The following is a 20,614-nucleotide window of genomic DNA, read 5'->3' as shown; positions in this document are numbered from 1 at the left end:
TGCATGCCGTCACGCCTCGACGAGGGCGGCTCCCCGCTCGACGATCCGGCGCCGCAGCGCGGCGCGATCGGGCTTTCCGGCGGCGGTGAGCGGCAGTTCGGGCAGCACGAGCAGGTGCTCGGGGTGCTTGTGCCGGTCGAGTCCGCCCTCCTCCAGGTACGCCCCGAGCTCCGTCAGCGTCGGGACCTCGGAGCCCTTGCCCACCAGGCAGGCGGCGAGCCGCTCCCCCATCAGCGGGTCCGGCACCCCGACGCAGACGGCGTCCCGCACCTGCGGATGGGAGACGAGTTCGCGCTCGACCTCGGCGGGGCTGATGTTGGCGCCGCCGCGTATCACGATGTCCTTCAGCCGCCCGACGACATGCAGGACGCCCTCCCCGTCGAGGAAGCCGAGGTCGCCCGTCCGGACCCAGCCCTCCGGAGTGCGGTAGCGGGCGTCGAGGTCGGGGGAGGCGACGTACCGGAGCGGGGTCATCGGTCCGCGCGAGACGATCTCCCCGATCCGCCCGTCGGGCAGCCGCTCGTGCGTGTCGGGGTCGGCGATGCGGATATCGGCGACCCGGGGATCGGGGCGACCGGCGACGACACCCGAGCGGTCGGTGGGCGGCACGGAATGCCCCAGCCCCGTGTGGCAGTTGACGCCGTCCGCCGACCCGTAGAGGTTGACGACCGGGCAGCCGAACGCCTCGGCCGCCGCCGAAGCGGTGGCTTCGTCGAGGGGCGCGCCGCCCAGGACGAGCGCGGTGGGGGCGGGCAGCGGACCGTCCGTCTTCTCCAGGGCCTCCAGCATCATCCGGATCATGGTGGGCACGCCGAGGATGTGGGTGGGCCCGTGTTCCCTCACGGCGGCGAGCGCGGCCTCGGGCGTGAAGTGGTCGAGGAGGACGAGGGTGCCGCCGTGCCGGGCGAGCGTGACGGCCGTGCCGTTCGACCCGAAGGCGGAGCCGAGCGGGACGAGGAAGAGGCAGCGGGGCGGGGTTCCGTCGGGCATGAGGGAGGCGAGGAAGTTGCCGCGGCCGCCGGCCAGGGCGTTGTGGGAGTACGCCACCATCTTCGGCTCCGCCTCGGAGCCGGAGGAGACGAGGATGCGTGCGGCACTGTCGGGATCGGGTCGGGCAGGCACGAATCCGGTGGGGTCGGTCCTCAGCAGCTGCGCCAGCGGAATCGTTCCGTCAGGGGCGGTGCCGCGTCCTGCGGCGATCACGTGGCGCAGGGCGGGCAGCGCCGGGGCGAGGGCCTGGAGGTCGGTGGCGTGGTTCTGGCCGCGGTGTTCGATCGCGGCGATGACGGCCACCGCCTCCGCGCGGCGCAGGAGGCACTCGGCCTCCCCGGCTCCGCGCCCGACCGGGAAGGGGAGGGCGACGGCGCCCAGTGCGGCGAGGGCGAGATCCGCGATGACGGCGTTGCGGTTGTTGGGGAGCTGGACGGCGACGACGTCCCCGGCGCCGATGCCGACCCCGCGCAGGCCCTCGGCAAGACATCGGACCTTGCGGTCGAGGGCCGTGTAGCAGAGCTTTCCTTTGTCATCGATCACGGCGGTGCGGTGCAGGTCGGCGATCTGTCTCGCCCGGTAGAGGCTGTAGAGGTCGAGGTCGGGGCAGGTGCCGTCCATCACCCAGGAGCGGCGGAGTTCGGCGGGCAGAAGATCGGTCAGGGTGACGGTCACGCGAAGCTCCAGGGGTCGGGAACGGCGGGGGCACCGTGCGCGTCCCGGCTGATCTCGCCGGACAGGCGCGGGTCGTGGTGGAGTGCGGACAGGTCGGTGGTGACGGCGGTGGCCGTCAGGCCGTGGCCGCGCAGCTGGTCCAGGGCGTCCTCGGTGCACATGCCTGAGACGTCGTCCGCCGCGGCGGCTGCCGCGCTGGTGTCGCTGGGCGCGATCCAGCCGTCTGAGGTCCGGAGCGGGTGCCGGAATCCGGCGGGGCGCCGGGGATCGGTGCCGGCAGCGGCCTGTCGCAGGGCGGGGGCGAGGAGGGTGTCGGCCGCTCCGAGCAGCGAGGAGTCGACGCGTACGCCGTGGCCCGTGCGCTCGCGCAGGAGGAGGCCGGCGAGGACGGCCTCGGTGCCGTGCAGGCCGCCCAGGACGTCGAGGAGTGTCATGAGGGACGGTACGGGCGGTTCACCGGCGGGGTGGACGGCCTCCCCGACACCGGTGCGGGCCTGCACCATGAAGTCGGTGCCCATGGGGGCGTCGTCGAGCCGGTCGGCCCAGCCGCCTGTGTAGGCGTAGACGAGGGACGGGTTCACGGCGGTCAGGTGCTCGGCGTCGAGTTCGAGTTCGGCGGCCTTGCCCGGGGCCCAGTTGTGGACGAACACGTCGGCTTCGGCCACGAGTTCGCGCAGGCGCCCGCGGTCACCGGGCGCCTTGATGTCGATCTCCACCGCCTCCTTGCCCCGGTTGAGCGCGAGCCAGCGGGCGGAGATCCCGTCGCAGGCGGGCGGCATGCCCCGGAGCGGATCACCACCCGGCGGCTCGACCCGGATCACGCGGGCCCCGAGCAGGCCCAGCAGATGGGCCGCGAGAGGTGCCTGGATGCGGCGGCCCGCCTCCAGGACGGTCAGGCCGGCCAGCGGCCGGTCCGCTGTGGCGGCCGTGGTGGTCGCCGGGTGGCCCGGACCCAGCGCGCGCAGGGTCCACGGATCGGCTCCGTCGTCCTCGCCGGCCCGTTCGGCGAGCGTACGCAGTCGGCACACCTCGGCTCCCGACAGCGCGGCGGCCTGTCGGATCCGTGCCCAGGTGTGGCGACGGGTCACGTCGTGCAGGTCGACGGGGAAGGGCGCGCAAGCGGTGGCGTACCGGAACTGGAAGGGCCGCCAGCCCGCTCGTATCGCGTCGGCGGGAGCTTCCAGGGCGCGCCAGAACGCCGCCCAGGCACCCGGGTCGAGCGTCTCCGCTTCGAACAGGACGCCGTCGGCGGAGATGAACGGCGGCCCGCCCGGCGCGGGTTCGACGGCTTCCGGCTCGTCGGCTCCGGCCGCGGCGAGGTACTGGGACACGGTGAGCAGCCCGGCTCGGTCGGCCGTCGTCGTGCATACGCGGGCCGGCGAACCGCCCCGGGCCTGTCCGATGAGCCCGGCGAGCAGACCCTGGACGGTGAGCACACCCGTGGCGGTGGCCAGATAGTCGACGCCGAGGCCTCGCGGGCTCCCGTGGCGGCGGCCGTGGACGGCCATCACGCCGGTGACGGCCTGGGCGGTCGCCTCGTCCTCGATCCCGGAGCCGGCCGATCCCCAGGCGGTACGGGCCGTGACGGGCTCGAACCCGCCGCCGCCGATCGTGATGGCCCCCGGGCCGTCGTCCCGGGCCGTCGCCCCGAGCCGCCTCAGATGGTCGGAGACGACGCGGGTCAGGGCCTCGGGGCCACCGATGTCACAACGCAGTGCGTCGAGCGGACGGGCTGTGTCGAGCGGACGGCGGACCGCGGTGTGCGCGGTCGCTGATGACGCCATGGCTCTCCTCTCCTGGCGCGGCGGTGATGGCCGTCGCACGGGGACTTCACGGTCACGGGGAATTCACGGTCACGGGAACTGGGGAGCGGGTACGCCCGACCACTTCCACGGGCAGGCAGTCGGACGCGTGTTCTGTCGAGTTCCCGAGACGGAGGAAAACAGTGACGGACCATGACGTAATGGATCACGGCGCAGCGGATGCCGACCTGCTGCTCAAGAAGGTCTCCGCGTTCGTCCGCGAGCGCGTCTTCCCCGCCGAGCCGGATCTCGATGCCGGTGGTCCGACCGCCCGAGTCCTTCGGGAGCGACTGCGCGGGGAGGCCCGTGAGTCCGGCCTGTGGGCGCTCCCCCTGCCGGCCGAACTGGGGGGCGGTGGGCTGACCTTGAGTGCGTACGCGGCGATCGCCGAGGCCGAAGGTGCCAGTGATCACGGTCCCGTGGCTCTCGGATCGGCGCCTCTGCTCGACGTGACCATGCTGTCCCGTCATGGATCCGCACGGGTGGGCACGGAGTACCTGCCGCGCCTGGTCTCCGGCGATCTCCGTACCTGCTACGCGATGACGGAGCCGGACACGCCCGGGACCGTGCCTTCGCTCACAGCGACCCGGGCCGAGCGACGGTCCGGCGGCGGCTGGCGCGTCACCGGCCGGAAGTGGTTCGTGTCGAACGCGGGCGACGCGGACCTCGTGACCGTGCTCGCCCGCACGAGCGGATCGGCCGGAGACCGCACCGGTCTGTCCCTCCTCCTCGTGCCGACCGAGTCCCCAGGGTTCCGGATCGTGCGCGAGCTGCCGATCCTGGGCGCGACCGGACAGTACGAGATCGAGTTCGACGGTGTCGAGGTCGACGAGGATCACCTCGTCGGCGACACCGGACAGGCCCTGGTCGTCGCGGGCGAGCGTCTCCAACTGGGCCGCACGCTACGAGCGTTGAGGTGGCTCGGCCAGGCCCAGCGGGCCTTCGACCTCCTCTGCGACCGCGCCGCGGCGCGTCAGGGCACGCGGGGACCGCTCGCGAACCACCAGCTCGTCCAACAGCACGTCTTCGAAGCCTTGTTGGCGCTGAGGACGGCACGGCCGCTCGTGTACGAGGCGATGGCGCTGGTGGCGGACGGACGCGACGCCCATGTGGAGGTCGGCCTGGCGAAGACGGCGTCGGCCCGCACGCTCCAGGACGTCGCGGACCGGGCCGTCCAGGTCTTCGGCGCGGCCGGGCTCGGCCCGGACACGCCCCTGCCGGCGCTGTTCCGTACGGGACGTATGGCCCGGATCCTCGACGGTCCTGACGAGCAGCACGTGTCCGCCGTGGCCCGGCGCGTCCTGCGGAGCCGTCAGGGCTCTGCCGTCACACCCGTCTGAGGTCTACGCGGCCGAGGAGGGCGGCCAGGCCGAGGGCCATGAAGAAGTCGCCCCAGACGAGTTCGTGGCGGACGGCCGTTCCGCTGTGCGCGTCGTAGCAGCCGTCGAGGAGCATGCCCGCCGGTCGGGCCCCGCCCGGCCGGGTGAGATGGTCGTGCGCGAGCCGGTGCAGGACGGCCTCCGCACGGGACGCGCACGCTCTCGACCACGCGGTCCCGGGGACGAGCGCAAGCTTCTGGAGGGCGACCGCGGTGATGGCGGCGGCGGAGGTGTCGAGCGGGCTGTCGGCCTGGTGGGCATCCGTCGGCGGGACGAGCGGGCCGACGAGCATCGCGCACTCCGCGAGGAGGAGTTCGGCCGCCCGGGTCAGCCGGTCCGTGCGCCAGGACGGGGCATCCGCGAGCAGCAGGGCGTCCGCGACGGCCAGGAGGAGCCACGCCTCGCCCCGGGTCCAGCCGGGAGCGGGATCGGCTTCGGCCGTCCAGCCGCGCGTCTCGTCCCAGCGCCATGCCGGGCGGGGCCGCCCAGCACCCTCGCGGGGCAGGCACAAGTCCAGGTGGCGGTGCAGGTGAGCGGCGGCCGCCGCCTGCCCCTCGGGCCCGGCGGAGGCCAGCAGGGGTACGAGACCGGGGATGCCGTCCGTACGAGCCCGCAGCCGTGCGCCGCCGAGGGCCGCGCCCCACGGGACGAGCCCCAATTCCGGGTCGAAGGCGCCGGCAGCGGCCTTCGCCGCGCGCTCCCGGAGGGCTTGTGCCGCCGTGTCCCCGGCGGCCAGGGCCGTGCCGTACCAGAGGATCAGGCCGCGGGTCGCGGTGTCCGCTTCGGCCCAGGGGGCGAGCCGGGCGGTGACGGCGGCAGCCGTCGTGCGGTCCTTGTCGCTCCCCGTGTGGCCGGCCCGCAGCCACAGAAGACCCGCCCAGAAACCGCCCGTCCACGATCCGCGCCCTGTGGTCGTCCAGCGACCGTCGGCCGGCTCGGCGTACAAGGGAAAGCGGCCACCCACCTGCTCCGCGGTCTCCCCCACGCGGCCAAGCACGAGGCCGAATGCTTCGTCGGCCCAGCCCATGGCGGTCATCGCGGACCGTCCGCACGCGTCCGGCGGTCCCGTACCGCCCAGGCGAGCGCAACGACACCCGCGACGGCGAACTCCCCCGCGACAAGGACCCAGCCCTCCCCGTATCGCCCGCGCTCCGCCAGGAGCCCGAACAGGGGCGGGCCCACGGCGAATCCGGCGAAGAAGCCGGCGGCGACCAGAGCGGAGTCCTGGCCGGCGCGGCCCGGGGCGGAGCGCTGCATCACCAGGACCATCGAGACGGCGTTGCCGGACACGGCGAACACCCCGACCGCCACGGCCGCCACCCAGACCAGCGGGTCGACGCGGACGGCGGCGGCCAGAAGCACAGCCGCGCCCACCGCTCCTCCCGCGAGGAGGCCTGGCAGCCACGGGGCCCGGCCGGGCGTGGCGGCCCGGGACCAGCCGACGCGGCCGGCGATCCCGGCGACACCGAGGACGGCGACCAGCGCACCCGCCACCGTGGGCCCCATGCCGAGGTGTCGGGAGCCGAACAGGGCGAGGTAGGTGTTGACGGAGGCGATGCCCGCGCCGAGGAAGAGCGAGAAGGCGGCGAGCCACGCCACGGGGCCACCGGGGCTGGAGGATGTCGGACCGCTCACGGCCCCCTTGGGCGGCGGTGACGCGTCGGCCGGCAGCGCGCGCCAGGCCCACAGGGCCGCGAGGAGCGCCGCGCCGGCGGCCACCCAGACCGCGCCCCGCCAGCCGATCGCGCTCGCGGCCACGGCGAGGGGCAGCCCGGCCACGAAGGCCCCCAGCTGGACGCCGGACTGCTTGGTGCCGGTGACCGTGCCCCTCCTCGACGCCGGTACGGACGCCAGAATCGCCTTGTTCGTCGCCGGGTTGGCAAGCGCCTGGGGCAGGCCGCCCAGCGCGACGGCCACGAGCAGCAGGCCGGAGCCGGGCGCGGCACCGATGAGGCCCAGTGCCACCGCCGAGAGGGCCAGCAGGGTCACGAGGGCCCGGCGGGGGCCGATGCGGTCGACGATCCGGCCGCCTACGGGCGAGAGGACGGCTGCCGTACCGAAGCCCACCGTGGTGGTCAGGCCCAGCACGGTCTCCGAGACACCGAGTCGGTCGACGAGACGGGGGCCCAGCGCTCCGAGGAGGAAGAGCTGCATCATCGAGAAGGCCATGGCCGTCGTCAGGAGCACGGTCAGCCCGCGGGCCTGCCCCTTTCCGGTGTCGGCAGACGCCTCCGCCGCCGTACCTGCGGTCCTCACCGCGTATCCCCTCCCCTGTTCGGCGATCGAACCGAACGCCATAGCCTTCGCCTTCGCCTTCGCCTGAGAGGAGTCGTCGCGACTGTGCCGGAAGTTCCCGAGGTGCTCTTGTGGGACCCGTCACAGTCGCGTACTCATGTCCCGACAGGTCGAGGGGGCGGCCCCGGCAAGGCCGTACCGGCTCACACCCCCCGGGGAGGGGTGCAAGGATGGGCGCGCCATGACACCAGGCCGATGTTCGCGAGGAGTGCGGGCCGCGACGTTCGCGGCCGTCTGCGTGCTGTTCGCTGCCACCGGCCACATCCTGATGTCGGGGCAGGGCGTGCCCGCCTGGACGCTCTCCCTTGCCTTCGCCGCCACCGTGGCGGCCACCTGGGTCCTCGCGAGCCGTGAGCGCGGCCTCCTCGCCGTCACCGCAGCGAGCGTGGTCGTGCAGAGCGCGCTCCACACGGCCTTCTCGTGGTCCCAGCCGACGGCGCCGCAGACGTTGCCGACATCGATGCCGATGGACGACATGCATGCGACACACGCGCACATGTCGCACGCCGCCATGGGCCACGGGGACCTGGCCTCGCCCGTCGGCATGATCTCCGACGCGCCGGTCGGGCACGACATGACGGAGATGCCGTCGTCGTTGGGCATGATCTCGGCCCACCTCTTGGCCGCTCTCCTCAGCGGACTGTGGATGGCCTACGGCGAACGGGCGGCGTTCCGGCTCCTTCGTGCCGCGTCCCTGCGGCTCTTCCGCCCCCTGATTCCGCTGCTCGCGTCCGTCGCCCCGGTCGAACGAGACCTCCCTCGCTTCCGGCCGGTGCGGGCCGGTGACGAACGCGCCCCAAGGCAGCTCCTGCTCGCCCATTCGCACATCTCCCGAGGTCCTCCCCAGGCACTCGCTGTCCGCTGACAGCCGGCTCCCCGAGCTCGACGGCTCCGTTCCGTCCCTCGGGCTTCGGTCATGCCGCTTCCGCTCGGTCGCGGCCGGCCGTACCAGTCACCGGCACGGCGCTGCCCTCATCCGCGCCCGACCGGATTCCCTTTGCCTCGTAAGGACTTGTGGCGATGACTCCTGCCCACGACACCCTCCCTCGGCATGCGCCGAGAACCTCCCGCTCCGCGCACACTCCGGACGCCGACACCGATGCGGCGACGACACGGCTCGCGCTGGCCGCCCGGGACGGCGACCCGGCCAAGGCCGACCTCTTCGTACGCGCCCTGCACCGCGACGTCTGGCGGTACGTCGCCTACCTCAGCGCCGACCGCCAGGCGGCCGACGACCTCACCCAGGAGGTCTTCCTGCGCGCGCTGGCCGCACTGCCCCGATTCCAGGGGCGTTCCTCGGCCCGTACCTGGCTGCTGTCGATAGCCCGCCGTACGGTGGTCGACAGCCTGCGGCACGCGGCCGCACGCCCGCGCCTGTCCGACCGCGACGACTGGCAGGCGGAGGCCGAGCACACCCAGTCCCAGGGGCTTCCCGGCTTCGAGGACGGCGTCGCGCTCGCCGAGCTCCTGGCCGCCATCCCGGCCGAGCGGAAGGACGCCTTCGTCCTCACCCAGCTCCTGGGCCTGCCGTACGCCGAGGCCGCCCAGGCCATCGGCTGTCCCGTCGGCACGGTCCGCTCACGCATCGCCCGCGCCAGGGCCTCGCTGATCGCCCTGCTGCGCGGCGACGAGGAGCCGGCGCTCGCGCCAGCGTCCGCTTCGGACAGTTGCGTCCCTGCACGCAGACGGTTCACGCGGGCGCCCGCGCTCGCCTGATCGTTCGCGCCGCCCGTACGTGACGGGGCGGGACCGCGATCCCTCCCCCGTCGCGCCTCCGGGGAACCGAACCGTCCTCACTGAGGGACGGCGGACGCTTCGGTGGCGGGGGCTTCGCCGCCGCACGTGGTGCGGCCGAAGGCGCCGGTGGCGGTGGCGCGTTGGACGTGTTTGCCGCGTACGGCCAGGGTGCAGCTGGCCGTGCCGCCCTTCTCGCCGAGGGTGACGTCGACGATCGGCGCGGCGCCGAGCGGAACGCTCACGGTCTTCCGCCAGGGCAGGCCGACACGCGTGACGACGTGCGCCTCGTCGCCGGCTCCCCGGTAGGTGACATCGGCCGCGCCCTCGCCGAGCACCTCGTAGGTCACCTCGTAGGTCGCCTCGGCGGTGGGCGTCGCGGCGCGCTGGCCCGCGGCCTCGTCCTCGGTTTCGGTGTTGAGGAATCCGTAGGTGACGAACGCGCCGCATACGAGTAGCAGAACCGCGGCGACGGCTACGCCGCCGCGATCACTGCGGTCGATGCGTCGCTTCGGTTCTTCGGGCGTCGGCATGGCAGCACCTTCCGTCGAGGAATCGGATGGGGTTATACACCACCGGATTCGACGGACGCCAGGCAACGGAAATGTCGGGCAAGGCGGCCCCAATCACCAACGGCCGGTCAGCGAAATGCCCTTAATGAGTTCACAGTTGACTTCGCATCAGTTCCATGATGAAGAATCCCCCCGCCCGCGATCGAAGCTCCAGCGAGGCCGCTTTCCCCTGTGGTGAACGCGGCCTGGTTTGCCATGCGTTGGGGCGCTTCGATCGATTCCGGGTCCATCGAAGAGGGGAATGGCGTGAAAGCGAGATACGGGCCGGCGATAGCCTGCCTCGTGGTTTCGGCGGTCGTCGGCACCATGATTCCACAAGTCGCCTATGCCGCACCGGTTTCGACCGATGACGGCAAGGGTATTGCCGATACTTTCGCCGGCTGGTTAGCACAAGACGAGGACGCGGACGAGGGCGGGCCGGAACTGCCGTCGACCGGCGGCTCCCCGGTGCTGCCGAGCCGGGAGAAGCTGCCGCCGGGCAAGGCGGCCGTAAAGCCGCAGCGCGTCGCGGAACTGACGGACCGTCGCACACCGCACGCCCGGTACTGGAAGCTGTCCGACGGGCGCGTGCAGGCCGAGGTGTCGGCGGAGCCGACGGCGTACCGGTCGGGGAAGTCGTGGAAGGACATCGACCCGACGGTCACGGCGGCCGGGTCCGGGGGCTTCGCCTTCACCAACACGACGAACGTCGCACGTACGTCCTTCGGCGCCGACGCGGCGAAGCTGCTGCGCTTCGAGGCCAGCAACGGTCACGCGGTGACCCTGGGCCTGGAGGGCGCGGGCGCGCTCGCCCCCACCGCCAAGGGCGACACCGTCACGTACAAGGACGCCGTGGCCGGCGCGGACCTGACGTACCAGGTCGGTCCGGGGCGGGTGAAGGAGAACATCGTCCTGGACGCCCGGCCGGCCGGCCCGGTGACGTTCACGTTCACGCTGGACGCGGGCGGGCTGACGCCGAAGGCCGGCAAGGACGGCTCGATCCGGTTCTACGGCGAGGGCGCGGATCCGGTCCTCGTCGTTCCGGCCGCGTTCATGACGGACGCGAGGAAGGACGCCTCCTCGCCGTACGGCACCGGGCACAGCTCCGCCGTCGAGCAGAAGCTCGTCCGGGCGGGCAAGGGCTGGAAGCTGACGGTCACGCCGGACGCCAAGTGGCTCGCCGCGCCGGAGCGGCAGTACCCGGTCACGATCGACCCGACGATCTCGATCGCGCCGACGCCGAGCACGGCGCAGGACGTGATGATCTCCTCGGACGGTCCGGGCGACAACTACGACGAGAACTGGCGGCTGTCGGTCGGCAACACCAGCACCGGCGCGTCGCGTGCGCTGCTGCGGTTCCCGCTGACCGGCGTCCCGGCCGGCACCACGCTCGACTCGGCCGATCTGAAGCTGTACTACGACCAGACCCACACCACCGGTGACACCGAGGTCCAGCTGGAGGCGCACCGCGCCACGCAGGCGTGGACCGAGGACAAGGCCACCTGGAACAGCGCGAGCGCGCTCACGGGCGAGCTGTCGGGCACGTCGGTCGTGGTGGACGACGGCGACGCCGGACGGACCGCCGCCGTCGGCGCCTGGCCGGCTTCGGGCAACACCGCGTTCACGCAGTACGCGGTGAACCAGGACTACCTGTACAACAAGGACTCGGTCGCGGGTGGCACGTACACCTGGCAGCCGAACCTCCCCGAGGACGGCACCTACCAGGTCGAGGCGCACTACGTCCCGGCCTCGGACCGCGCGACCAACGCGCCGTACACCGTCACGTACGACGGCGGGTCGAAGGCGTACACGGTCGACCAGCAGGCCGGCACGGCCGGGGTCTGGAAGACGCTGGGCTCCCACCCGTTCAAGGCGGGCACGCTCGGCAAGATCGCCCTGGGTGACGGTCCGGCCTCGACGAGCACGTCGGTGATCGCGGACGCCGTCCGGTTCACCAAGGGCGGTGTGGTCACCAAGAAGCCGGGCGAGCTGAACACCTGGCACTCCTTCCCGGTGACCAAGACGGTCCAGCAGTGGATCAACGGGACGTACGCGAACAACGGCTTCGTCATCAAGGCCGGGGACGAGTCCGCCAACGGCCCCAAGGGCGGCCCCCGTTACGAGGGCAGCGAGTACGGGTACGGCGGCGAGACCGCCCACTACCCGCGCCTCGTCATGACCTTCGGGCGTCAGGGCGTCGACCTCGCCGCCCCGACCACCATCCACGACACCGGCGCGGAGCTGAACTGGTCGGCGTACCAGGACCCGGACCCCATCGGAACCGGCGACGACATCGCCGAGTACCAGGTCCACCGCTCCGTCAACCAGGCCTTCACCCCGTCGGCCGCCACCCTCGTCGCGCCCGTCGCGTCCACGACGACCTCGTTCACCGACACGAGCGCCGTGCCGACGAAGGCCGACGACCCCGACCCGTTCGGCCGCGCGTACTACTACGTCGTCGCGGTCAAGACGAAGGACGGGCAGGTCCTCACCGCACCCAGCAGGCTCGTGCGGCTGCCGAAGGCGGGCCGGACGACGAAGGTGCTCGACGCGACGCAGGACACCACCCTGTCCTCCGCCCGGCCCACGTCGCTCCACGACACGATCGACGACGGCGGGCCGAAGAACTGGCTCAGCGTCGGCAACAATTCCGCCACCTACGGCGACACCCGCGCCGTGCTGAAGTTCCCGACCCTGGGCATCCCCACCACCGCGCGCGTCCTCGAAGCCAAGGTGCGCCTGTGGAGCACCCAGACCACCACGGACACCGCCGGTGCGGTCTACGAACTCCGGCCGCTGACGCGCGACTTCGACGAGGCGGGCGCGACCTGGGTCAAGGCTGACGCGGCCACGAACTGGGCGGCCGCGGGCGGTGACTTCGGCGCGGTCGCGGGTGACACCGGGGCCAAGACGAACGACCCGTCGCGGCACGACTGGACGGTCACCTCGCTCGCGCAGTCCTGGGTGACGACTCCGTCGTCCCAGCAGGGCGTGGTCCTCAAGATGGCCGACGAGGCCGCGCAGCAGGAGCGGACCCTGTTCCTGTCCTCCGAGGGCGCCGAGCAGCGCCTGCGGCCCAGGATCGCCGTCACGTACATCGACTCGACGACCGAGTCGACGTACTACGCGCCGCAGACCCCGGCCCGGATCACCCCGAACAGCGACCACACCGTCGAGTTCACCCTCACCAACACCACCACGTCCGTCTGGAAGGCCGGCACCCACGCCCTGAGCTATCGGTGGGCGCTCCCGGACGGCACGGACGCCACGACCGGCGGCAACCAGCTCCAGACGGCCCTGCCCGCCGATCTGCTGCCCGGTGACTCGGTCACCCTGCAGGGCCGGCTCCGCGCACCCGTCAACTCCGGCTCCGGCAGCAAGCGCACCGAGTACGTCCTCACCTGGGACGTCCGGGACACGGCGGCGGGCACCTGGCTGTCCGGGACGGGCGGTCCGGCCGGGCTCCGGCTGAACGTCACCGTCGAGGACCCGACCTCCGACCAGCTCGGCCTGGAGAAGTTCTCCTCGTACAACGGCAAGAACACCGGCGCCGGTTCATCGCTGATGAACAACACCGCCGTCGGGAACACCGTCTGGCAGTACAACGCCCTCAGCAACCCGGGCCGCGGTCTGAACACCTTCGTCCGCTTCGCCTACAACACCCAGGACACCTCGGACACCGTCGCCGGTCACGGCTGGTCCGTGCAGGCCGCGGGGCCGATCCGGCTCGGCGCCCCGCTGGACTTCCACCCGAACCCGAACCCGCGGGAGGTCCGGCTGCCCGACGGGGACGGCACCACCCACGTCTTCCGGGTACAGGCTGACGGCTCGTGGAAGGCACCGGCCGGCGTCCACTTCCGGCTGTCGGCCAAGCCGGGTCTCGACTGCACCCCGGCGAAGGACCCGATCCCGGACGCCTGGACCCTCACGCGTCCGGACGGCACCCGGTTCCTGTTCGGCTGTGACGGCTACCAGACGTCCGTCGTCGACAAGAACGGCAACACCCAGACGTTCACGTACGAGGAACGCAAGTCGAACAACAAGCCGACGAAGTTCCTCACGTACATCACCGACCCCGCCGGGCGGCAGACGCTCACCGCCACCTACTACACCAAGGCCGACACCAACAGCCCGAAGATCGTCGACCACCTGAAGTCGATCACCGACATCTCGGGCCGCAAGCTGACCTTCGAGTACTCCGACAAGGGGCTGCTCACCAAGTTGACCGACGGCGCGGGCTCGTCCCAGCCGAAGGTCTTCGGCTTCACGTACGACGCCGAGCAGGGCAACAAGAACGTCAAGCTGGTCCGCATCACCGACCCGCGCGGCAACGCCACCGCTCTCGACTACTACTACCCGAGCGAGGGCGACGACCCGAAGTACCACTGGTGGACCCAGTCCATCACCGACCGCATCGGCGGCGCCACGCGGTTCGCGTACGCCGCGGACACGGCCGACACCCGCTTCACCTCCACCGTGGTCACCGACGCCGAGGGCCACGACGCCACGTACGTCACCGACGACTTCGGGCGTCCGGTGCGGTCCGTCAACGCCAAGTCGCAGCAGACGAAGCTGGCGTGGGACGCGGACAACAACGTCACGTACATGGAGGAGAACAACGGCGCCGTCACCGCGTACTGCTACGACCCGCTCACCGGCTACCCGCTGTGGAAGCGCACCGCGGAGCACAACAAGGGCGGGGTCCCGCCGCAGAGCGACTGCGCGCCCGGCAAGTACCCCGCCGACGCCCAGAAGTTCGAGTACGTCAAGCGGCTGGACGGCTACTCCTCCGACCTGTACCGCAAGACGTCGCCGGAGGGCCGCGCCTGGCAGTTCGGCTATGACGCCTTCGGCAACCTGAAGACGGTCACCGACCCGAAGGGCGTCGCGACGCCCGCCGCGGGCGACTACACCACCACGTACGAGTACGACGCCCACGGCCGGCTCACCAAGGCCACCGACGCCAACGGCCACTCCACGGTCAACAGCGAGTTCACGCCGACCGGTTACCCGGCGAAGATCACGAACGCCCTCGGCAACAGCATGGGCTACGAGTACGACGTACGCGGCAAGGTCACCAGGACCACCGACCCGCTGGGCCACCGCATCACGCAGACGTACGACACGTACGGCCGGCCGCTGGTCAGGACGGCCCCGAGGGACCAGGCCGCGGGCGACCTGATCACCGTCCCGGCACCCGACTACGACGCCAACGACAACGTCACCAAGGCGATCGCGCCCACCGGTGCCGTCTCCACGGCGGACTACGACGCGGCCGACCAGCTCACCGAGGCCAGTTCACCGCAGGACACGCCGACCGCGCCGCTGCGCCGGACGGTCTACACCTACGACAAGACCGGCCACCTGAAGACCACGACCGAGCCGAAGGGCGTGGCCACGCCCGGAATCCCGGACGACTACACCACCACCCAGAACTACGACGAGATCTACCAGCTCGCCTCCGTGGTCAACGCCCTCGGCGAGAAGATCACGTACACGTACGACGAGGTGGGCAACAACGTCAAGGTCGTCGACCCGAAGAAGAACCGGACGGCCGACCCCGACGACTTCTCGTCGAAGATGGCCTACGACCTGGAGCACCGGGTCACCTCGGTCACCGACCCGCTGGGCAACGTGACGCGCCGCGCCTACGACAAGGACGCGCTGGTCGTCGCCGACACGGACCCCGACGGCAACACCACCTACTCCGGCTACGACGAGCGGGGCCGCAAGACCGAGCAGAGGGTTCCGCACTCGGGCTCCGGCGGCGACATCACGTACCGCACCACCCGCTACGAGTTCGACCAGGTCGGCAACGCCACCCGGGTCGTCACCCCGCGCGGCACGGAGACCGCGAACGCCGACGACTTCACCAGTCGGACCGAGTACGACGAGCTGAACCGGCCGGTCAAGCAGTACCTGCCGTACGACCCGTCGGACGCCCGCTACAACGACCCGAACGTCTACACGCAGACGTTCTACGACGCGGCCGGCCGCGTCACCCGGACCTCGCAGCCGCCCTCGGAGGGCCAGACGGTCCGCAACGACACCGAGTTCACCTACTACGACAACGGCTGGACCAGGAGCTCCACCGACCCGTGGGACATCCGGACGAGTTACGAGTACGACGACCTGGGGCTGCAGACCTCCAGGACGCTCAGCTCCGCCGGTGAGTCCGTCAGCCGCACCATGGGCTGGAGCTACTACCCGAACGGCAAGCTGAAGGAGAAGACCGACGACGGCGTGCCGGTCGGCACCGCGGTGCCGCTCGTCGACAACTCCGACGTCCAGCACACCGGTTCCACCGGTACCTGGACCACGGCGAACCTCACCGGGCAGCAGGGCTTCGACCACCGTGTGCACGCGACCGGCGCCGGGACGGACGCGTACTCCTGGACGCTGAACATCCCGAAGAACGGCAAGTACACCGCGTACGTGAAGTTCCCGCAGGTCGCGGGCGCCAGCAAGACCGCGAAGTACAAGGTCACCCACACCGCCGGCAGCACCGACCGCACGGTCGACCAGTCCACCGCGGCGGGCACCTGGGTCAGCCTCGGCACATACGACTTCACCCAGGGCAACGCGGCGAAGCTGGAGCTGTTCCAGGCCGCCGACGGCAAGGTCGTGGCCGACGGGGTCAAGCTGGTGCGCGACCTCACCGGCGACATCGACGCGGAGAAGCACCACTTCCGCTACGCCTACGACCTGAACGACAACCTCTCGCTGATCGACGACCTGTCGTCCGGTGCCAAGGTCGACACGTACACGATCTCCTACACCGGTCTGAACCGGGTGTCCGGGATCACCGAGACCCTGGCCGGCCAGCAGAAGACCAGCACGGCCTACACCTACGACGCCAACGACCAGCCCGAGAGCATCACCCACCCCGACCAGTACTCGAAGTACACCTACGACCTGCGGGAGAAGGTCAGGACGGTCTCGGTGGGCACCTCGCCCACGGACACCGACCCCAAGGTCACCTCGTACACCTACACCGACCGCGGTGAGTCGCTGCGGGAGACCAAGGACAACGGCAACACCGTCGACCTCGACTACTTCCTCGACGGCGCGGTCAGGACCAGCGCGGAGAAGAAGGCCGACGGCACGCTCGTCGCCTCGCACACCTACGCCTACGACGCCAACGGCAACAAGGCGCAGGACGCGGCGAAGAAGATGAACGCCGACAACCACGCGGCGTACCTCGAGTCCACCACCGCGTACACCTACGACCCGGTCGACCGGATCGCCAAGTCGGTGAAGACCGGCAACGGCGCCGCCACGGAGACGTACGTCCACGACGACAACGCCAACGTCGTCCAGCAGAACGTCGGCGGCACCGCCACGGACTTCCGGTACGACCGCAACCGGCTCCAGACGTCGACCACCGCGGGATCCGTCACCTCCTTCAACTACGACCCGCTGGGTCGTCAGGAGTCGACGTCCCAGGACGGGCAGATCGTCTCGCGCAGCATCTACGACGGCTTCGACCACGTCGTGGAGTCCCAGCAGCGGGACGGCACCGGCGCGATGAAGTCGACGACGTACACCTTCGACCCGCTCGACCGCACCTCGTCGAAGACCGCGGACGGCAAGACCACCGACTACCGCTACCTCGGCCTCTCCCAGGAGGTACTGACCGAGGAGGTGGCCGGCAAGCTCACCAAGTCCTACCAGTACAGCCCGTGGGGCCAGCGGCTGTCGCAGGTCAAGCACAACGAGAACGGGACGACCGAGGACGCCTACTACGGCTACAACAGCCACACGGACGTCGAGACGCTGACCGACGGCAGCGGCGACACCAAGGCCACCTACGGCTACACGGCCTACGGCAACGAGGACGCGTCGGAGTTCACCGGCATCGACAAGCCGGACGCCTCCGACCCGACGAAGGAGGAGTACAACTCCTACCGCTACAGCGCCAAGCGGTGGGACGCCGGGTCCGGCACGTACGACATGGGCTTCCGTGACTACGACCCGGGGCTGAACCGCTTCACCAGCCGGGACATGTACAACGGGGCCCTGGCCGACATGGGGCTGGGCAGCGATCCCTTCACCGGCAACCGTTACTCCTTCACCGGCGGCAACCCGATCAGCAACGTCGAGATCGACGGCCACTGGTTCGCCCTCGCGATCCCGGCGGTCGCCGCGGCCTTCGTCGCCGCGGTCGTGGTGACGGTCGCCATCATCGTCGTCGTCGCGGCCGTCGCGTACGTCGCCAGCGAGGTCCGGGACCGGATCGAGGAGGCCTCCCGCTCCAGGGACGACACCGACGACGAGCCCGCACCGGACCCGCGGCGCCTTCCGCGGCCCCAGCCCGAGCCCGACAACGACGACGACGACAAGTCCGGTTGCGGCGAGGGCTGGATCCAGTACGGCGAGCGGGACGCGGCCAACGGCAACCGGGCCACGGCCGCCGAGGCCTGCCTGACCAAGGAGTACCTGAACAAGAACAAGGGAACCGGCGTGGGTTCCAACCCGCCCGGATACGAGTGGGCGCAGGACTACGCCAAGGGCAAGGGGCTCGACGCGCAGAAGAACGTCAACGCCTGTCACCTCATCGGCAACAAGCTGGCGGGCAAGGGAGTCCTGGCGAACCTCTCCCCGTGCGCTCGCGGTGCCAACGCCAAGCAGATCGGCTCCACGCAGGGCGAAGAGCACATGAGGGCGTACGAACTGCAGGTCTACACCGCAGTGATGGCGGGCCAGGACGTCATGTACACCGTGTCTCCCCGCTACGAAGGCAACAGGACGGTGCCGACCGGCTATGACATGTCGGCGTACGGCGTGAATCCGGACGGTTCGGTCGGAATCAACTTCCAGGTGTTCATCCCGAACACACTCAGCACGGGAGACAATCTCGGCACACAGAGCAGCGGCGGTTCGCCGGTACCCACGGGGGGCACCCCATGACGGCCACCGGAGCCGACCGCACGGACACGGAACGAGGCACCGATGAGTGAGCCGACCGACCTGGACGCCCTGCGACGGCTGATGCCGCCGCCGAAGGACGGGGACTCGACGGTCGACTGGGCCGCCATCGCCTCGTCATGGGGCAAGCCGTTCCCCGACGACTTCCGGCACTTCATGGAGGTCTACGGGGCCGGCGCGGTGCAGAACTACCTGTCGATCGGCAGGCCGGAGCCCAAGGTGCCGCTGGAACAGGCGCCGCGGGACGGCATGGTGATCGAGACGGCGAACGCCGAGGCCGACTGGGAGACGGAGGAGAAGACACCCGAGCTGGAGGGCACCTCTCCGGTGCTGATCACCTGGGGGGTCTCCGCCACCGCGGACATGCTGTGCTGGGACGCGTCGGACGACGATCCCGCCAAGTGGCCCGTCGTGGTCTACCACCGCAACGACATGCTGTGGAGCCGCTACGACTGCGGGATGGTGGAGTTCCTCGTCCGGAGCTTCCGTGCCGAATGGCCGGAGAACCCGCTGGGCGGAGAGTTCCTCTGGGACGTGAGTGAGGTGACGTTCCAGGCGCAGGGCTGACGCCCCGCGGTGTGTGCGAATCGCTCGGCCGGGGCTTCCCGGCCGGGCGTTTTCGCGTGAGCGGCGGTTGCCGTTTCTCGTGGGCCGCGGTCGCATGCCCAGGGCGCGGTGTGCCTACTCGGCGATCTCCGTACGTTCCCACCACTCGTACACCCGAAGGGTGCCCTCCGTGGTGTCGTGTCGGCGTGGGGTCTCCCTGAAGTGTTCGTATCCGCCTCGATGCAGGATCTTCACGTCCTCGCCGGGAGTCTCGACCGTCACGGTCCGCTCAGGGAGGTCTTCCGGTCCGCCCTCCAGAGATACCTTGTGTGCCATGACACCAGTGTCGCCACCCTCGGCTCGCATCGCACCCGGGAAGCGTCGCCAGGACCTACAGCAGTGATGCACGCGATGACACCGTGCGTGACCTTCCGTCCCTAAGAGTCACTGACACATCAGGCGGTCGCGTCCTCGCAAGCCGGCAGGCATGCTCAGCCCCACGCGGAGCCCACTCGTCACGTCGCTGAGCGGGCCCCACGCGGATACGCTGGGATTCATGATCGAGTCCGGACAGCCGCGGCTCCGTCGGAGCCACGGCTACGGCAGGCTCGTGCGGCTGTCGCCGGTGATTCTGACCGTCGTGATCGCCAGCCTGGCCTACGCCACCCCGCCGGAGATGGCCTTCAGCCGCCTCCTGCCCGCGGCGCCGGCTCTGGCCGCCTCCATGTGGCCGGTCCTCCCGACCGTCCTCCTCGGGACCGTCTGCCTCCTTCTGATGATCGGCCTCAGTCTCGTCTTCCCCGATCTCGGGACGTGGTGGACGTGCGGGGGGATCATCGCGGTGACCGTGGCCGCCGCGTACGGAAGCCATGTCCGGCTTCAACGGGAGCGCACGCTCTTTCAGGTACGGCTCGTCGCCGACGCGGCCCAGCAGGTGGTGCTGCGGCCCCTGCCGCACCGTTTCCGGAACGTCGAGATCGAATCGCTGTACCTCGCGGCCGCCGCGGAAGCCCGCATCGGCGGGGACTTCTACGAGGTCGTCGATACTCCGTACGGCGTACGCCTGCTCATCGGAGACGTACGGGGCAAAGGCCTGCCGGCAGTGGGGGCGGCCGCGGCGATCGTCAACGCCTTCCGGGAGGCGGCACACGGCGAGGCCTCCATGGCCGACGTCGCCCGCAGGCTCGACGCCAGCTGTGCCCGGCACAACGCCGCCCATCCACCCGAGGCACCGATGGAACGCTTCGCCACCGCGCTGCTCGTCGAGATCCCGCATCAAGGCAGCCGCATCACCATCGTGAACTGCGGACACCCCCCGCCCCTGATCCACAGCCTCAAGAACGTACGCATCCTCGAGCCGTCCGTCCCCTCGCCCTTGCTCAGCCTCGCGGAACTGCTCGGCGACCAGTACCGCGCGGACGCCTTCGACTTCGCTCCCGGCGAGCTCCTCCTCCTCTATACGGACGGGATCGCCGAGACCCGTGCCCGGGACGGTGAGTTCTTCCCGTTGACAGCTTGGATGCGCCGACAGCCCCCCACACCTCCCCGTGATCTGCTCACGGCCCTGCACCACGACCTCCTCAGCTACAGCAGAGGCAGCCTGGACGACGACATCGCCGCCCTGGCCGTACGCCTGCACACGCCATGAGCCCTGCCCGTGGGCGGGTGTCGCCCACGGGCCCTGGGGACGCGAGGTGATCCGAGGGAAGCGACC

The 20,614-nt window shown here is 71.0% G+C and carries 12 protein-coding genes; 6 read left to right on the top strand and 6 right to left on the bottom strand.

All coding sequences use genetic code 11. The annotated features are described in order from the left end of the window. Positions 1-9: 9 nt before the first annotated feature. Positions 10-1,665: a class I adenylate-forming enzyme family protein gene (locus SGA01_RS33940; RefSeq protein WP_141301550.1), complete on the bottom strand. Its 1,656-nt coding sequence runs from the start codon at positions 1,663-1,665 to the stop codon at positions 10-12. Next, positions 1,662-3,449 carry a CoA transferase gene (locus SGA01_RS33935; RefSeq protein ID WP_141301548.1) on the bottom strand — a complete coding sequence of 596 codons (1,788 nt, stop codon included), beginning with the start codon at positions 3,447-3,449 and terminating at the stop codon, positions 1,662-1,664. Before SGA01_RS33935 ends, SGA01_RS33940 begins: the two co-directional genes overlap by 4 nt. Positions 3,450-3,628: 179 nt before the next feature. Between SGA01_RS33935 and SGA01_RS33930 the strand changes: the two genes are divergently transcribed. Further along, positions 3,629-4,807, top strand: coding sequence for an acyl-CoA dehydrogenase family protein (locus tag SGA01_RS33930; protein ID WP_141301546.1), 1,179 nt, complete (start codon positions 3,629-3,631; stop codon positions 4,805-4,807). On the opposite strand, the gene SGA01_RS33925 is transcribed toward SGA01_RS33930, so the two are convergent. After that, positions 4,794-5,831 (bottom strand): sugar ABC transporter permease, encoded by a 1,038-nt coding sequence (locus SGA01_RS33925; protein ID WP_229918549.1) that lies wholly within the window; start codon positions 5,829-5,831, stop codon positions 4,794-4,796. The genes SGA01_RS33930 and SGA01_RS33925 overlap by 14 nt on opposite strands. A gap of 47 nt (positions 5,832-5,878) precedes the next feature. Next, positions 5,879-7,144, bottom strand: a complete 1,266-nt coding sequence (locus tag SGA01_RS33920) for an MFS transporter (protein ID WP_371866258.1) — start codon at positions 7,142-7,144, stop codon at positions 5,879-5,881. A 178-nt stretch (positions 7,145-7,322) separates the two neighbouring features. Here SGA01_RS33920 and SGA01_RS33915 point away from each other — a divergent pair, with 178 nt between their 5' ends. Both SGA01_RS33915 and SGA01_RS33910 read left to right on the top strand, forming a co-directional pair. Next, the gene (locus SGA01_RS33915; protein WP_141301542.1) at positions 7,323-8,006 is read left to right on the top strand and encodes a hypothetical protein; all 684 of its coding nucleotides are present in this window, start codon (positions 7,323-7,325) and stop codon (positions 8,004-8,006) included. Between the two features lie 155 nt (positions 8,007-8,161). Next, positions 8,162-8,857: a sigma-70 family RNA polymerase sigma factor gene (locus SGA01_RS33910; RefSeq protein ID WP_141301540.1), complete on the top strand. Its 696-nt coding sequence runs from the start codon at positions 8,162-8,164 to the stop codon at positions 8,855-8,857. A gap of 77 nt (positions 8,858-8,934) precedes the next feature. Here SGA01_RS33910 and SGA01_RS33905 read toward each other — a convergent pair whose 3' ends face one another. Continuing rightward, positions 8,935-9,408 carry an MmpS family transport accessory protein gene (locus SGA01_RS33905; RefSeq protein ID WP_141301538.1) on the bottom strand — a complete coding sequence of 158 codons (474 nt, stop codon included), beginning with the start codon at positions 9,406-9,408 and terminating at the stop codon, positions 8,935-8,937. Positions 9,409-9,753: 345 nt separating this feature from the next. On the opposite strand from SGA01_RS33905, the gene SGA01_RS33900 reads away from it, so the two are divergent. Together SGA01_RS33900 and SGA01_RS33895 are read left to right on the top strand one after the other, a co-directional pair. Next, entirely contained in the window at positions 9,754-18,336 is an 8,583-nt protein-coding gene (locus tag SGA01_RS33900) for a golvesin C-terminal-like domain-containing protein (RefSeq protein ID WP_229918547.1), read from the top strand. A 42-nt stretch (positions 18,337-18,378) separates the two neighbouring features. Then, on the top strand, positions 18,379-18,921 hold the full coding sequence (locus tag SGA01_RS33895; RefSeq protein WP_141301534.1) for an SMI1/KNR4 family protein: 543 nt from the start codon (positions 18,379-18,381) through the stop codon (positions 18,919-18,921). A gap of 114 nt (positions 18,922-19,035) precedes the next feature. On the opposite strand, the gene SGA01_RS33890 is transcribed toward SGA01_RS33895, so the two are convergent. Then, positions 19,036-19,236 carry a DUF5988 family protein gene (locus tag SGA01_RS33890; protein WP_141301532.1) on the bottom strand — a complete coding sequence of 67 codons (201 nt, stop codon included), beginning with the start codon at positions 19,234-19,236 and terminating at the stop codon, positions 19,036-19,038. A 220-nt stretch (positions 19,237-19,456) separates the two neighbouring features. Here SGA01_RS33890 and SGA01_RS33885 point away from each other — a divergent pair, with 220 nt between their 5' ends. Next, positions 19,457-20,548 (top strand): PP2C family protein-serine/threonine phosphatase, encoded by a 1,092-nt coding sequence (locus SGA01_RS33885; protein WP_141301530.1) that lies wholly within the window; start codon positions 19,457-19,459, stop codon positions 20,546-20,548. The last annotated feature ends 66 nt before the right edge of the window (positions 20,549-20,614 follow it).

The organism is Streptomyces gardneri (assembly GCF_006539185.1).
Taxonomy (GTDB): Bacteria; Actinomycetota; Actinomycetes; order Streptomycetales; family Streptomycetaceae; genus Streptomyces; species Streptomyces gardneri.
The sequence above is the reverse complement of the archived record's forward strand: the minus strand, read 5'-3'. Positions and strand labels throughout refer to the sequence as shown.